Here is a 14,436-nt window from a genome sequence, read left to right as displayed (position 1 = left end):
AAGTGGTAATTTCACCATGACCACCCTGCACCTAGATTGGCTCACCATCCAGATCCGGGAGAGCCCCATGCCGGCAGATCCGACGTATCGCCCGATTTTCGCAGGCCTGCTGGCCTGCGCGTTCCTGTTCCCGCCGCCGGCGGTGGCGCAGACGGCGGCGCCGTCATCCGACGGCCAGCATGATTTCGACTTCGAGATCGGCACCTGGAAGACCGAGATGAAGGTGCTGGCGGAGCCCCTCAGCGAGACTCCGGACCAGTGGCTCGCATTCAACGGCACGTCGACGGTCCGCAAGGTGTGGGACGGCCGCGCGAACCTGCTGGAGCTGGAAGCCGACAGCGCCGCCGGACACCACATCGAGGGCCTCAGCCTGCGCGTGTACAACCCGAAAGCGCGGCAATGGAGCGTTCACTTCTCCAATGCGCGGGTCGGCACGCTGACGCCGCCGGTGTACGGCCGGGTCACGAATGGCCACGGCCTGTTCCAAGGCCAGGATTTCCTCGACGACGGTCGCGCCGTGCTGGTGCGCTTCGAGATCCTGCCCCAGGCGCCCGATGTGTACCGTTTCGTGCAGTCCTTCTCCGCGGATGGCGGCAAGACCTGGGAAGAGAACTGGATCGCGACCGACACGCGGATATCGAGCTGAAGAGGCGCCACGCCGCCTGGTCCCCGCCGGCCGGCGTCCATCCGCGGGGGCCAGGTGCTTCCCCCCGGCCTCGGCCAGGACGGGCCGAGGGGGATCGAGTGGAGGCGCGCCCGGGCGGACTTCGGTCCGAATCCCGGGCTCGTCTCCGCGTGAAGCTTGGGGGTCAGACCACGGAGTCGCGTTCCGGCACCGGCTCGCCGCGCGCGACATGGGCGATGTTGCCGAACATCTGGTTGACGGCCTTCTCGAAATTGTCGGCCGCGATCGCCGCCAGATGCGGGGTGACCACCAGATTGTCCAGGCCCAGCAGCGGGCTGTCCGACGGCAGGGGCTCGATCTCGAACACATCCATGGCGGCGGCATGGATCTCCCGCGCCTTCAGCGCCTCGATCAGGTCGGATTCCACCACGACGCCGCCGCGCGCGACATTGACCAGCACGGCGGTTTTCTTCATCGCCCGGATCGCCGCCCGGTCGATCAGCCCTGATGTCTCCGGCGTCAGCGGGCAGTTCAGCGTGATCACGTCGGACTGGGCCAGGATCTCCGGTACCGTGGCGAAGCGGGCGCCCAGCGCGGCCTCCTCAACCGCCGGCAGCTTCGTGCGCTTGGAATAGAGGATGGTGCAGCCGAAGCCTTTCAGCAGCTTGGCGACGGTCTGGCCGATGGCGCCGAAGCCGATGATGCCGACGGTCTTGCCCGACAGCATGTAGGTCTGCATCGGCATGGCGGTGGCGGTGCGCCAGTGGCCCTTCTTCAGCTCGGCATGGCCGAAGGCGATGCAGCGCAGCGCCGCCAGGGTCAGGCCCAGCGTGAATTCGGCGACCGGCACGGCGTTGCTGCCGGTGGTGCGCGCCACCTTGATGCCGAGCTGGCGCGCCGTGTCGACATCGAGGTTGTCGACGCCGACGCCCCATTTGTGCAGCAGCTTCAGCTTGGGCGCGGCGCGCAGCACGTCGCCGTTGACGCCGACCTGGCCGGCGATGGCGTATTCGGCCCCGGCGATGATCTCCTTGAGATGCTCATCGCCACGCGCGGTGCCATGGGTGAGGACAAGGCCGGGCGGCAGCAGGGACCGCAGCCTGGCGGCGCTGTCTTCGCTGATCGGATCCAGGACGACGACGGTTTCGGTCACGGCAGGCACACTCCAGTCGGGTAACGGGTCAGATGGTGAAGCGGACGCCGGCGCGGGCCAGGCCGCCGGAGATGGCGACCGGCGTGCCGTCGGCGCGCCAGCAGGCGGCGCCGGTCAGGGTACCGTCCGGGTCGAAGCCGATCGCGTTCATGCCGCCGGCGATGCGTGGCATGCGCACGATGTTGTGGCCGCGGGCGGCCAGGTCCTCGGCCACCGCCTCGGGGAAGGCCTGCTCCAGCTCCAGCACGCCGCCTTCGGTCCACACCCGCGGGGCCTCGACCGCCTCCTGCAGGCTCATGCCGTGGTCGATCAGGTTGACGATGGCCTGCAGCGCCGACGGGAAGATGCGCAAGCCCCCGGGCAGGCCCAGGGCGAAGGCGAGCTTGCCGTCGCGCAGCGCCATCATCGGCGCCATCGAGGTGAAGACCCGCTTGCCCGGCGCGATCGACAAGGCGCGGCCGGGATGCGGGTCGAAATTGTACATGTAGTTGTTGGTCAGCATGCCGGTGCCGGGGATCTGGGTGCAGGCGCCGAACAGGCCGTTGATGGTCTGGGTGGTGGCGACGACGTTGCCGGCAGCGTCGGCCACGGTGACATGGGTGGTGTTGGCCGATTCCCCGCCCGCCAGCCCGGCGGTCCAGGCCTGGGTCCGCCGCAGGTCGATGCGGGACCGGCGCTCTTCGGCATAGGATTTGGCGATCAGGCGGTCGACCGGCACAGCGACGAAGGCCGGGTCGGCGGTGGCGACGGCGCGGTCGGCGAAGGCGATCTTCAGCGCCTCGGCCAGCAGGTGCACCGCGTCGGCCGAACCGAAGCCCAGCCCGCCGATGTCGTAGCCCTCCAGGATGTTCAGCATCTGCACGATGTGCACGCCGGAGGAGGAGGGCGGCGGCGGGCCCAGGATCTCAAAGCCGCGATAGGTGCCGCGCACCGGTTCGCGCTCGATCACCCGGAAGGCGTCGAGATCGGCCTGGTCGATCAGCCCGCCATGAGACGCCATGAAATCGGTCAGCGCGGTGCCGAGCGGCCCGTCATACAGCGCGGCCGGACCGCGCTCGGCGATCAGCCGCAGGCTGCCGGCATAGTCGCCCTGGACCAGCCGCGCGCCCGGCCGCAGCGGCTGGCCGCCCGGCAGGAACAGGGCGGACAGGCCGGGGTCGCGGGCCAGGTCGGCGGCGCAGTCGGTGACGCAGTCCGACAGATAGGGGCTGACGATGAAGCCGCGCTCGGCCAGCCGGATGGCGGGGGCCAGCACATCGGCCAGCGCCAGGGTGCCGAAGCGCGCCAGCGCCTCGCACCAGCCGGCCAGCGCGCCGGGAACGGCCACCGCCTTGGGCCCGACCTGGTTCTCGCGGTCACGCACGTCGCGGGACTTGCCGACCTCGTCGGACAGCGCCTCGTACATGGTGGCGCTGCCCCGGCCCGGCGCGGTCGACAGCCCGTCGAGCACCAGGTGCCGGCCGTCGGCGAGGCGGAGATGGGCGACGCCACCGCCGAGCACGCCGACCATCATCGGCTCGACCACGGTCAGGGTGAACAGGGCGGCGACGGCCGCATCGATGGCGTTGCCGCCAGACAGCAGCATCTCCGACCCGGCGGCGGAGGCCAACGGGTGGTTGGTGACGACCATCCCGCGCGACCCGGTGGCCGGCCGTTTCTCGCAGGAGAAGTCGGTGATGCGGGCGGCTCTCGGCGGGATGTTGGTCACGATGCTGTCCTCGGCGATTCAGTCTCGGCCATCGCAGTGTCAGCCATTCTGCCCCAGCGCCTCCAGCACCATCCTGGTGGCGCCGGAGATGTCGCCCAGCTTCTCGCCGGCCTTGACCCGCTCCTGGCTGCGCTCGCCGCGCTCCTGCCGCACCAGCGCGGCGTCGGCGATCGCCTCCGCCTCGCCGGCCGGCAGCACCAGCACGCCGGATTCATCCGCCAGGATGACGTCGCCGGCCCGTACCGGCACATTGCCGCAGGAGATCGGCAGGTTCAGCGTGCCGCCGAGATTGTATAGCCGGGTGGTGATCGGCGACATGCCGCGGCACCACATCGGGAAGTCCGAATCCTCGATCTCAGCCAGGTCGGTGCAGGGTCCGTCGACGATGCCGCCGACCGCGCCGGCCGCCTTGGCCGCGATGGTGACGCCGCCGCCCCAGCAGGCGTGCTTGTCGTCGCCCAGCCGGTCGACCACCAGGATGTCGCCCGGCCGCAGCAGGCCCAGCGCGTGGTGCAGCAGGGTCGAATCCTGGCCCGGGATGGCGAGGGTGACGGCCGCGCCGGCGATGCGCTTGCCGCGCAGCAGCGGCTGGATGCCCCGGTCCATGAAGCCCCAATGCTGGGAATGGCCGATGGTCGCGGTCTCGACCCGGCGCAGCTTCTCCACCAGGGCGGCGGGGATCTGCGGCGGCATGGCGGCGATGCGATAGTCTGGCATGTGGCTTTCCCTAGTTGCCGACGGCGCGCGCGACGCCGACGAGACGTTCGACCAGAATGACGACGAGAAGGGTCGCGGCGATCAGCACGACCGACAGGGCCGCGACCATCGGGTCGGTGCGGCCTTCGACGTAGCGCACCATCTCGACCGGCAGGGTCGAGGCGCGCGGCCCGGCGATGAACAGCGAGATCACGGTCTCGTCGAAGGACAGCAGGAAGGACAGCGCCCCGCAGGCGACCAGGCCGGGCGCGGCCAGAGGCAGGGTGACCCGGCGCACCACCCGCCACGGCGTGGCGCCCAGCGTGGCGGCCGCCGCCTCGATGTCGTCGGGCAGGGTCGAGAAGGCGGTCGTCATCATCCGGATGACGAAGGGCAGGGTCACGATCATGTGGCCCAGCACCAGGCCGGGCAGGGTGGCGGTCAGGTGCAGCGGCGTGAAGAACAGCAGCAGCGCCAGGCCGATGATCAGCGTCGGCAGCAGCAGCGGCGCCAGGAAGAAGCCCTGCAGCGCCTCGCGCCCGGGGAAGCTGCCCTTGTTCAGCGCCAGCGCCGCCGGCACGCCCAGCAGCAGGGACAGCGCCATGACCACGCAGGCGATCTGCGCGCTCAGCAGCAGCGCGTCCAGCAGCGGCGCGTTGCCGGCCAGCGCCTGGAACCAGCGCAGCGAATAGCCCGAGGGTGGGAAGACGATGAAATCGTCGGCCGAGAAGGCCAGCGCCACCACCACGACGATGGGCGCCAGGATCATGGCGTAGACGATGCCGGCGAGGGTGGAGAGGGCGCGGCCGGCGCCGTTCATCGCTGCAGCCTCCGCGCCACCAGCCGGGCGACGACGGCCAGCGCCAGCAGCAGCACCAGGGTGTAGATCGCCAGCACCGCGGCCACCGGCCAGTTGGTGTTGGTGGTCGCCTGCTCGTAGATCTCGGTCGCCAGCACGAAGATGCGGCCGCCGCCCATCAGCCTCGGCGTGATGTAGGACGACATCGACAGCACGAAGCCGAGGCCTGCGGCCAGGGCGATGGCGGGCAGGCTCAGCGGCAGGGTGACGCGCAGGAAGCAGCGCAGCGGCGTCGCCCCCAGGCTGCGCGCCGCCTCCTCCAGCGTGCGGTCCAGCCGGCCGAACCCGGCCAGCAGCGCCAGGATCATGTAGGGCATGATGCTCTCGGCCAGGCCGATGGTGACGCCGGTCCAGTTGAACACCAGCCGCATCGGCGTGCTGATCAGCCCGAGCCATTGGGCGATGCCGTTGACCAGGCCGCGGTCGCCGAGGATGGCGAGCCAGCCGAAGATGCGCACCACGCCGGACACCAGCATCGGCATGATCGCGACCACGGCCAAGAGGCCGCGGAAGCGCGACCGGGTGCGGAACAGGAACAGCGCCACCGGGTAGGACAGCGCCAGCGCCAGGGCGGTCGCCACCAGCGACAGCCATAGCGAGTTCAGGGTCAGCTCGGCGGTGAAGCTGTCGGCGAAGACCTCGCGCGCGGTCTGCAGCGACCAGGTCTCGACCATGGCGCCGGTCGGCCCGACCTCGTTGAAGGCGGTGCGGAACAGGCCCAGCGTCGGCCAGACATAGACGGCCAGCACGAACAGCGCCGCCGGCAGCACCAGCAGGGGCAACGGCAGGCGCCGGCCGCGGGGCAGGGCAGGGCGCTCGGCGGCGAGGGGATGCAGGGCGTCGGTCATGGCGCCTCACGCGGGAACAGCAGCGTGTCCTCGGCCGGCCAGATCGCCGCGACCTCCAGGCCCTCGGCCGGCGGGCGCTGGCCGGACGGCATCTCGACGCTCAGCTGGCCGCCGGCGCCCTCGACCACGACCTCGATCCGGTCGCCGATGAAGACGCTGTGCGAGACCTGGCCGCGGATGCGGGCCACGCCCTCGGCCGTGGGCTCGGAGACGGGGGCCAGGCGGATGCGCTGCGGCCGGACGAAGACGTCGAACTCCCCCGAAGGCGGGGCCTGGACCGGCAGCGGCGAACCCCACAGGCCGACGCGGCCATCGGCGCCGCGGCTGGCCGGCAGGATGTTGGCGCGGCCGACGAAATCGGCGACGAAGCGCGTCGCCGGCCGCTCATAGATGTCCTCCGGCGACCCGACCTGCTCGACCCGGCCGCGATTCATCACCGCGATCCGGTCGCACATGGTCAGCGCCTCGACCTGGTCATGGGTGACGAACAGGGTGGTGATGCCGAGCGACCGTTGGATGTCGCGGATCTCGTGCCGCATCGCGTCGCGCAGCTTGGCGTCGAGGTTGGACAGGGATTCGTCGAGCAGCAGCACCGAGGGGCGGACCACCAGGGCCCGCGCCAGGGCCACGCGCTGCTGCTGGCCGCCGGACAGCTCGCGCGGCCGGCGCCCGCCCAGCGCGCCGAGGCGCACCATGGAAAGCGCCTCCTCGACCCGGGCCGCGGCTTCGGCGCGCGGCACCCGCCGCTCCTCCAGCCCGAAGCCGACATTGCGGGCCACGCTGAGATGCGGGAACAGGGCGTAGGACTGGAAGACATAGCCCATGTTGCGGCGGTGCGCCGGCTCGCGGGTGATGTCGGCGCCGTCGACCCGGATGGTGCCGCCATCCGGCGCGATCAGCCCGGCCAGCATCCGCAGCGTCGTGGTCTTGCCGCAGCCGGACGGGCCGAGCAGCGCCACCGCCTCGCCCCGGCCGACCGACAGCGAGACGTCGTCGACCGCGACGAAGCCGCCATAGCGCTTGGCCAGGCCCTGGAGCTGGAGATAGCTCATCGGATCAGCCGGCCGAGATCACTTCGCGGCGCCAGCGGTTGTTCCACTTGTCGCGCACCTTGACGATCTCGGTCCAGTCGACGTCGATCATGCGACTGCGGTTCTCCGGCGCGATGGCGGTGCGGGCCAGCACCTTGGGGTCGATCTGCGCCTTGCCGTTGGTCGGCGCGTAGAACACCCGCTCGGTGAAGGCCTTCTGCGACTGGTGCGACAGGGCGTGGTTGATGAAGGCGACGGCCGTGGCGCGGTTCTTCGACCCGGCGGTCAGGTTGATGGTGTTGATCTGGAACACCGAACCCTCCGGCGGCAGCAGCGCGCCCAGTTTGCCCTGGGTCTCGTCGATCTTGCGCTGCGACCGCGCGTTCCAGCCAGTGGCGACGCGGACGATGCCGTTCTGGATCAGGGAATAGCCGTCGGGATTGGGGTTCCAGGTGTTCACCGACGGCGCCAGCTCGGCCAGCTTCTTGATCGCCTGGTCGATCGACTGCCGGTAGTCGCCGCCCAGCATCTTCTCGACCATCACGGTCAGGGCCAGGCCCTGGATGTTGGGCGGGGCGCTGATCCCCAGCAGCCCCTTGAGGTCCGGGCGCCACAGCTCGGCCAGGCTGGCCAGCGGCGGCTGCAGGTTCACCGCGTCGGTGACCAGCACCAGATGGTCGAAGGTCACGGCCGGGCCGAACTCGCCGCCGGCGGCGCGGGCCTCGGGGACCAGCTCCTCCAGCGACGGCACCTCGGCCGGGCTCAGCTTGTCGAACAGGCCCTCGGCATTGCCGATGTTCGAGGCGGTGACGTCCATGATGGTGACGTCGATCTGCGGGTCCGCCTTCTGGGCGCGGATGTTGCCCAGCATCTCGGCCGAGGTGCCGCCGGGCGCGTAGTTGACCTTGACGCCCGGGAAGGCCTGCTGGAACGGCTCGATGACGGTCTTGACGTAGTTGTCCTGGAAGGTGCCGTCGGCATAGGACATCAGCCGGATCTCGCCGCTGATCGACTGCGCCCGCAGGATCGCCGGCATGGCGAGGGTTGCGATACCGGCCTGGAGCCCGGCCTTGAGAACGACACGACGCGTCAGCATCTGGAACACCCCCACTGTTTGGCCGCATCCGGGGCGGCATTGTTTCCGGGCCGGCATGACCCTGCCGGCCCGGCCGTATCAGGCGTGGATCTTCTCGGCGAAATGGGCGACGAAGCGGGCGCAGATCTCGGTCAGCTTCTCGGTCAGCGCCGCGCCGGTCTCGGCCGAGGACAGCTTGGGGTCGCCCTTGCCGACGCCGAGCGTGTAGACCTCGTCATACTGGTTCGGCACGCCGACCTCGGCGCCCTCGAAGCTGGCGGTGCCCAGCCCGGTGAAGGGCAGGTCCAGCACCGGATCGCGCTTCGCCGGCCGGTCCCCGGGCATCAGGGCCGGGCGCATCAGCTCGGGGAACAGGTGCAGGCCGATGCTGGTCAGCGGGTCGGCGCCGTGGCCGGAGACCTTGGCCGCCGCCTCGGCCCCGACGATGCCGGGCAGCAGGCCATAGGCGATGCGCCACAGATACAGGCTGGGCAGCACGGTGCCGTCGCGCAGATACAGGCTGCGCGCCACCTCGGCGATCGGCCCGACATTGCCGCCATGGCCGTTGATCACGACGATGCGGGTCAGGCCGTGCTGGTGCAGGTTGGCGACCATCTCGCTGATCACGCTGGTCAGCGTCGCCTGGCTCAGGGCGATGCCGCCGATCATCGGGCCGAACCAGTCGGCGCCGCCAAAGGGCAGCACCGGGGCGACCAGGGTGCGGATGCCGCGCTGGCTGGCGCGGATGGCGGCCAGCTCGGCGATCTTCTCGGCCAGCAGATAGTCGCCCATCGGCGCGTGCGGGCCCTGGTCCTCATGGCTGCCCATCGGCAGCAGGATCACCGGGTTCTTCGCCAGGATCTCGCGCGCCTCGCCCCCGGTAATCGTGCCCATATGCACGTTCGGTTCGGTCTTTGCGGCCACTCTCGTCACTCCTCGTCGGCAATTCGGTGATCCGGCCGGGGCGCCATCAGGCGATCTCCTCGGCGCGAAGGCAGGCGACACGGCGCCCCTCTCCGAAGGGGCGCAGCTCCGGCACCGCCTCGGCGCAGGCGGGCCGCGCATGGGCGCAGCGCGTGCGGAAGACGCAGCCGGAGGGCGGGTTGGACGGGCTCGGCGGGTCGCCGGCCAGCAGGATGCGGCCGGTGCGCCGGTCCTGGCGCAGCTGCGGCGTCGCCGAGATCAGCGCGCGGGTGTAGGGGTGGGACGGGGCGGCGAACACGGCCTCGGCCGGGCCTTCCTCCATGACCCGGCCGAGATACATCACCACCACCCGGTCGCACAGATGGCGCACCACCGGCAGGTCGTGGCTGATGAACAGCAAGGCGAGGCCCAGGTCGCGGCGCAGGTCGCCCAGCAGCTGCACGATCTGGGCCTGGATCGAGACGTCCAGTGCCGAGACCGGCTCGTCGGCCACCAGGAAGTCCGGCCCGCTGGCCAAAGCGCGGGCCAGGCCGATGCGCTGGCGCTGGCCGCCGGAGAACTCGTGCGGATAGCGCTGGGCGTGGCTGGGGTCGAGGCCGACGCGGTGGAGCATCGCGGCGACGCGGTCGGCCCGGTCCCCGGCATCCCCGACATGATGGATGGCCAGGCCGTCGGCGATCTGGGCGCCGACCCGGCGGCGCGGGTCCAGGCTGCCATAGGGGTCCTGGAACACGATCTGCATGCGCCGGCGCAGCGCCCGCCACTCGCGGCCGGAGGGACGGCCCAGCTTCTGGCCGTCGAAGCGGACCGTGCCGCCGCTGGCCGGCATCAGCCCCAGCATCAGCCGGCCGAGCGTGCTCTTGCCCGACCCGGATTCGCCGACCACGCCCAGCGCCTCGCCGCGGGCGACGGCGGCATCGACCGACCGCACCGCCTGCACCGGCCGGCCGCGCCGGAACAGCCCGCCGGTGTGGAAGACCTTGGACAGGGCCGTGGCCTCGACCAGGGGAGGGGCGTTGGTCATGCCGCGGCCTCCTTGCCGTTGGCCAGGGCGGGCCAGCGGATGCAGCGGGTGCGGTGCCCCGCACGCACCTCGTCGAGTGCGACCGGCGCCGCCGTGCAGGCCGCGACGGCATGGCCGCAGCGCGGGGCGAAGCGGCAGCCCTGCGGGAAAGCATGGGGCTGGGGCACGACGCCGGGGATGCCCAGGGGCTGGCCGTCGCCATCCGGCGTCGCAGCCAGCAGGGCGCGGGTGTAGGGGTGCAGCGGGGCGGCGAACACCGTGGCGGCATCGCCCTGTTCGACCACCTGCCCGGCATACATCACCGTGACCCGGTCGGCGATCTCGGCCACCACGCCCAGGCTGTGGGTGATGAAGATCATCGCCGTGCCGGTCTCGCGCTGCAGCTCGGCCAGCAGGTCCAGGATCTGGGCCTGGACGGTGACATCCAGCGCCGTGGTCGGCTCGTCGGCGATCAGCAGGCTCGGCCGGTTGGCCAGCGCCATGGCGATCATCACACGCTGGCGCATGCCGCCCGACAGCTCGTGCGGCCAGGCATCCAGCCGCCGCTCCGGATCGGCGATGCCGACCCGCCGGAACAGCGCCAGCGCCTCGGCCCGCGCCGCCTTGGCGGTCATGGCGCGATGGGCGCGGATCGCCTCGGCCACCTGGTCGCCGACGCGGTGCACCGGGTTCAGGCTGCTCATCGGGTCCTGGAACACCATGGCCATGGCGCCGCCGCGCAGGGCCCGCAGCGCCGGCTCGTCCAGCCGCAGCAGGTCGCGGTCGCCCAGCCAGGCGGCACCGGCGACCGGCCGCGCCGCCGGCGGCAGCAGCCCCATCAGCGCGGTGGCGGTGACGGATTTGCCCGAGCCGCTTTCGCCGACGATCGCCATGGTCTCGCCGGGGCGGACCGAGAACGAGACGTCCTCGACCGGCCGGATTTTTCCGCGCGGGGTGGCGATCTCGACGGTCAGGCCCTGCAGGTCCAGCACCGCGTCGCTGCGCCCGGCCGGCGGCAGCAGCCCGGGCAGCATCCGGTCGACCAGGCGCAGGCGGGGGCGCGCGGCCGGCGTGCGCGGGTCGGCCAGGTCGCGCAGCGCGTCGCACAGCAGGTTCATCGCCAGGATGGTCAGGCTCAGCGCCGCGCAGGGCCACAGCAGCAGCAGCGGCGACTGCTCCATGGTGGCGCGGGCGCCGCGGATCATCAGGCCCCAGGACGGGGCGGGCGGCACCACGCCGAGGCCGAGGAAGGACAGGCCGCTCTCCAGCACCACCGCGGCGGCGACGGCGAGCGACAGCTGCACCAGCACCGGGCCGGCGATGTTGGGCAGCAGCGTGCGCAGCAGGATGCGGCCGGTCGGGGCGCCCAGCGCGCGCACCGCCTCGACATAGTCGTGGCTGCGGGCCGACAGCACCTCGGCATAGGCGACGCGGGCGAAGCCCGGCAGGTACAGCACCGACAGCACCAGGATCAGCGTGCCGGCGCCGGGGCCCAGCAGGGTGACGACCAGCAACGCCAGCAGCACCGGCGGGAAGCACAGGATGACGTCCATGCTGCGCACCGCCAACAGCTCGCCCAGGCCGCGGAACCAGCCGCCGATCAGACCGAGCGTGGTGCCCAGGATGCCGGCGATCAGGGCCGAGGCGAAGGCGACGCCCAGGCTGGTGCGCGCGCCCCAGATCAGGCGGGACAGCACGTCGCGGCCGAATTCGTCATGGCCCAGGGGCGAGCCCGGCCCCGGCCCGGCCAGGCGCTGGGCGATGTCCTGCCTGACCGGATCCGCCAGCCCCAGCCATGGCGCCAGCAGCGCGAGCAGGATGACGAGGGCGACCAGGGCGCCGGGGAGCCACAGGCGCCTCATGCCGCGCGGATCCGCGGGTCTAGGATGGCGTAGAGCAGGTCCATCGCCAGGTTGATCAGCAGGAACAGGCCGGAGACGGTGAGGACGATGCCGACCACCATCGGGTAGTCGCGGGCCTCGACCGCGTGCAGCAGCGGCGTCGACAGGCCGGGCCAGTTGAAGACGTATTCCACCAGCACCGTGCCGCCCAGCATGGTGCCCATCTGCAGGCCCAGCACGGTCAGCACCGGGGTCAGCGCGTTGCGCACGACGTGGTGGACCAGCACCCGGGCGGGGGATAGGCCCTTGGCCCGGGCGGTGCGGACATAGTCGCGCGACAGGGCGTCCAGCACCGAGGACCGGGTCATCCGGAACACCACCGCGGTCAGGCCCTTGCCGATGGCGATGGCGGGCAGGGCCAGCAGGGTCAGGTGCTGCGCCGGGTTCTGTGCCAGCGGCACGAAGCCGCCGGCCGGCATCAGCCGCAGGGTCTGGGCCAGCAGCAGGATCAGCAGCGTGCCGACCACGAACACCGGAATGGCCAGCAGCAGCGCGGCGAGGCCGGAGGCGACGCGGTCGAACGCCCCGCCGCGATAGACCGCGGCGCAGGTGCCGGCCGGGATGCCGATGACGATCGCGATCAGCGCGCCGGCGGCGATCAGCTCCAGCGTGCGGGGCAGGCGCAGCGCGATCTCCTGCGCCACCGGATAGTCGTCGACCAGGGACGTGCCGAGATCGCCGCGCGTCAGGCCAGCGAGGAAGTCGACATACTGCTCGGCCAGCGGCCGGTCCAGCCCGAGCTTCTCGCGCAGCTCGGCGACGGTGGCGGGGTCGGGCGCGACGCCGCCCGAGGACAGCAGCAGCTCCGCCGGATCCCCGGGCACCATGTGCAGCGCCAGGAACACGATCGTGACCACGATCCAGGCGAGCCCGATCGATATCCCGATGCGGCGGAGCAGGGCGGCGATCATCCGAACGAAGTCTCTTCGAGCGTGGCGCCGGAGGAGGTGGTCAGCGCGCCCGGCAGGTTGGTGAAGCCGGTCACGCCGCGATCCATGCCGTAGCCCTGCGACCGCCAGGCCAGGCCGGCCAGCGGCACTTCCTCCAGCGCGGCGCGCTGCATCTCCTTGTAGATCTCGACCCGCTTGGCCGGGTCGAACTCGGCCCGGCCGCGGGCCAGGGCGTCGACGGTCTTCGGTGCCTTCAGGCCGAAGGACCGGCCATGGGTCGGCGCCAGCGAGGTGTCGATCACCCCGGTCAGCCCGTCGGGGTCGTTGTTGTCGGCGGCCAGGCCGTGGATGCAGATGTCGTACTGGCCCTTGGTGCCGCGGGCGACCCGGGTCGACCAGTCGGGCAGCTGCAGCTCGCACTGGATGCCGATGGCGGCGAGATGCTGCTGCACCACCTCGGCGGTGTCCTTGTGCATGCCGTACTGGGCTGTGGCCATCAGCGTGGTCTGGAACCCGTCGGAATATCCGGCCTCGGCCAGCAGCGCCTTGGCGCGGGCCGGGTCATAGGCCCAGCCATTGGCCAGCTCGTCATCGTACCAGGGCGTGCCGGCGGTGATCGGCACGCCCGCGAGCGGCTTGCCGCGGCCGTAGAAGGCGGCCTTGACGATGTCCTCGCGCTTCACCGCATGGGCCACGGCCCGGCGCACCCGGGGATCGTCGAAGGGCGGCTTGGTGGCGTTGAACAGCACGCACATGAACGGCCCCTCGACGGCGTCCAGCTTCAGCCGCGGGTCGGCTTCGACCGTCGCCATCGACTGCCAGGGCACGTATTCGATCATGTCGACATCGCCGGTCTGCAGCGCCGCGACGCGCAGGTTCTCGTCGGCATAGACGGTGAATTTGATGCCCTTCAGCCGGGGCAGGCCCGGCTTGTAGAACTTGTCGAAGGCGACGAGGTCGAGCGAGGTGCCGCGCTCCTGCCCGGCCAGGCGGAAGGGGCCGGCGCCGACCGGCTCGTTCGGCGTCGAATTCCGCCACAGAATGAAGGTGTTGTAGTTGGCGAACCAGGTCGGCAGCGTCGCCGTCGGGGTCTTGGTCACCAGGCGGACGGTCTGCGGGTCGGGGATATCGATGCGCTCGATGCCCTGGAACTGGGTGCGCATATAGGCGGTGGATTTCTCGCCGGCGATCTGCTCGATCGACCATTTCACGTCGTCGGCGGTGACCGGCTCGCCATTTTGGAACACGCAGCCGGGGCGCAGCTTGAACACCCAGGCGCCCTCGTCGTCGACCGACCAGGATTCCGCCAGCTCGCCGCGCAGCTGGCCCTTGCTGTCATAGGTGACCAGGCTGCGGTGCAGCATCAGCTTCACGGTGCCGGCGGCGGCGCCGGTGCTGACCCAGGGCTGCAGGTTGGGCGGGAAGGCCGACAGGCCGAACCGCAGGATGCCGTCGGCCGATTGGGCCCGGGCGGGCAGCGACAGGAAGGGCAGGGCCAGCCCCGCCCGAAGCAGCGTACGGCGCGTCGTGGTGATGCAGCGGCTACCCTCGACCATGGTGCCATCCCCTGTTTCTGGCGCGCGGACGGCATGGCCCGCGGCCGAGATGTCGATTTTTGCCCGATGTGGTCCGGGCTTGTTTGACATCTATCTGGCTAAAAATTACATGTCAACTGACATGTGGACGAGGCGGTGCAGTCCGGCTGCGGCGATAGAGAGCATCG

At 71.2% G+C, this 14,436-nt stretch carries 13 protein-coding genes; 1 reads left to right on the top strand and 12 read right to left on the bottom strand.

Features of this window, described 5'->3' with window-relative positions; all coding sequences use genetic code 11:
• The first annotated feature begins 16 nt into the window (after positions 1 to 16).
• Positions 17 to 646, top strand: a complete 630-nt coding sequence (locus tag AB4112_RS17140) for a hypothetical protein (RefSeq protein ID WP_309791847.1) — start codon at positions 17 to 19, stop codon at positions 644 to 646.
• A 163-nt stretch (positions 647 to 809) separates the two neighbouring features.
• On the opposite strand, the gene AB4112_RS17135 is transcribed toward AB4112_RS17140, so the two are convergent.
• The 12 genes from AB4112_RS17135 to AB4112_RS17080 all read right to left on the bottom strand — a co-directional run bounded on the left by AB4112_RS17135 (position 810) and on the right by AB4112_RS17080 (position 14,269).
• Positions 810 to 1,778, bottom strand: coding sequence for a 2-hydroxyacid dehydrogenase (locus AB4112_RS17135; protein WP_309791848.1), 969 nt, complete (start codon positions 1,776 to 1,778; stop codon positions 810 to 812).
• Positions 1,779 to 1,806: 28 nt separating this feature from the next.
• Positions 1,807 to 3,486 (bottom strand): gamma-glutamyltransferase, encoded by a 1,680-nt coding sequence (gene ggt, locus AB4112_RS17130; protein ID WP_309791849.1) that lies wholly within the window; start codon positions 3,484 to 3,486, stop codon positions 1,807 to 1,809.
• Between the two features lie 39 nt (positions 3,487 to 3,525).
• A complete protein-coding gene (locus AB4112_RS17125; RefSeq protein ID WP_309791850.1) occupies positions 3,526 to 4,203 on the bottom strand; it encodes an RraA family protein in 678 nt (225 codons plus the stop codon).
• 10 nt (positions 4,204 to 4,213) lie between these two features.
• Positions 4,214 to 5,002 (bottom strand): ABC transporter permease, encoded by a 789-nt coding sequence (locus AB4112_RS17120; protein ID WP_441721326.1) that lies wholly within the window; start codon positions 5,000 to 5,002, stop codon positions 4,214 to 4,216.
• Positions 4,999 to 5,889: an ABC transporter permease gene (locus tag AB4112_RS17115; RefSeq protein ID WP_441721323.1), complete on the bottom strand. Its 891-nt coding sequence runs from the start codon at positions 5,887 to 5,889 to the stop codon at positions 4,999 to 5,001. Before AB4112_RS17115 ends, AB4112_RS17120 begins: the two co-directional genes overlap by 4 nt.
• A complete protein-coding gene (locus AB4112_RS17110; RefSeq protein WP_441721320.1) occupies positions 5,886 to 6,941 on the bottom strand; it encodes an ABC transporter ATP-binding protein in 1,056 nt (351 codons plus the stop codon). Before AB4112_RS17110 ends, AB4112_RS17115 begins: the two co-directional genes overlap by 4 nt.
• A 4-nt stretch (positions 6,942 to 6,945) precedes the next feature.
• Positions 6,946 to 8,016: an extracellular solute-binding protein gene (locus AB4112_RS17105; protein WP_441721317.1), complete on the bottom strand. Its 1,071-nt coding sequence runs from the start codon at positions 8,014 to 8,016 to the stop codon at positions 6,946 to 6,948.
• Between the two features lie 78 nt (positions 8,017 to 8,094).
• The gene (locus AB4112_RS17100; protein ID WP_441721315.1) at positions 8,095 to 8,919 is read right to left on the bottom strand and encodes a creatininase family protein; all 825 of its coding nucleotides are present in this window, start codon (positions 8,917 to 8,919) and stop codon (positions 8,095 to 8,097) included.
• 46 nt (positions 8,920 to 8,965) lie between these two features.
• A complete protein-coding gene (locus AB4112_RS17095) occupies positions 8,966 to 9,943 on the bottom strand; it encodes an ABC transporter ATP-binding protein (RefSeq protein ID WP_441721313.1) in 978 nt (325 codons plus the stop codon).
• Entirely contained in the window at positions 9,940 to 11,784 is a 1,845-nt protein-coding gene (locus AB4112_RS17090; RefSeq protein ID WP_441721310.1) for a dipeptide/oligopeptide/nickel ABC transporter permease/ATP-binding protein, read from the bottom strand. The genes AB4112_RS17095 and AB4112_RS17090 overlap by 4 nt, the downstream gene beginning before the upstream one ends.
• Positions 11,781 to 12,734, bottom strand: a complete 954-nt coding sequence (locus tag AB4112_RS17085; protein ID WP_441721307.1) for an ABC transporter permease — start codon at positions 12,732 to 12,734, stop codon at positions 11,781 to 11,783. The genes AB4112_RS17090 and AB4112_RS17085 overlap by 4 nt, the downstream gene beginning before the upstream one ends.
• Entirely contained in the window at positions 12,731 to 14,269 is a 1,539-nt protein-coding gene (locus tag AB4112_RS17080; RefSeq protein ID WP_441721305.1) for an ABC transporter substrate-binding protein, read from the bottom strand. Before AB4112_RS17080 ends, AB4112_RS17085 begins: the two co-directional genes overlap by 4 nt.
• Positions 14,270 to 14,436: the final 167 nt, after the last annotated feature.

Origin of the sequence: Inquilinus sp. 2KB_23, from assembly GCF_052115705.1 — a bacterium.
Lineage (GTDB): Bacteria > Pseudomonadota > Alphaproteobacteria > DSM-16000 > Inquilinaceae > Inquilinus > Inquilinus ginsengisoli_A.
The sequence above is the reverse complement of the archived record's forward strand: the minus strand, read 5'-3'. Positions and strand labels throughout refer to the sequence as shown.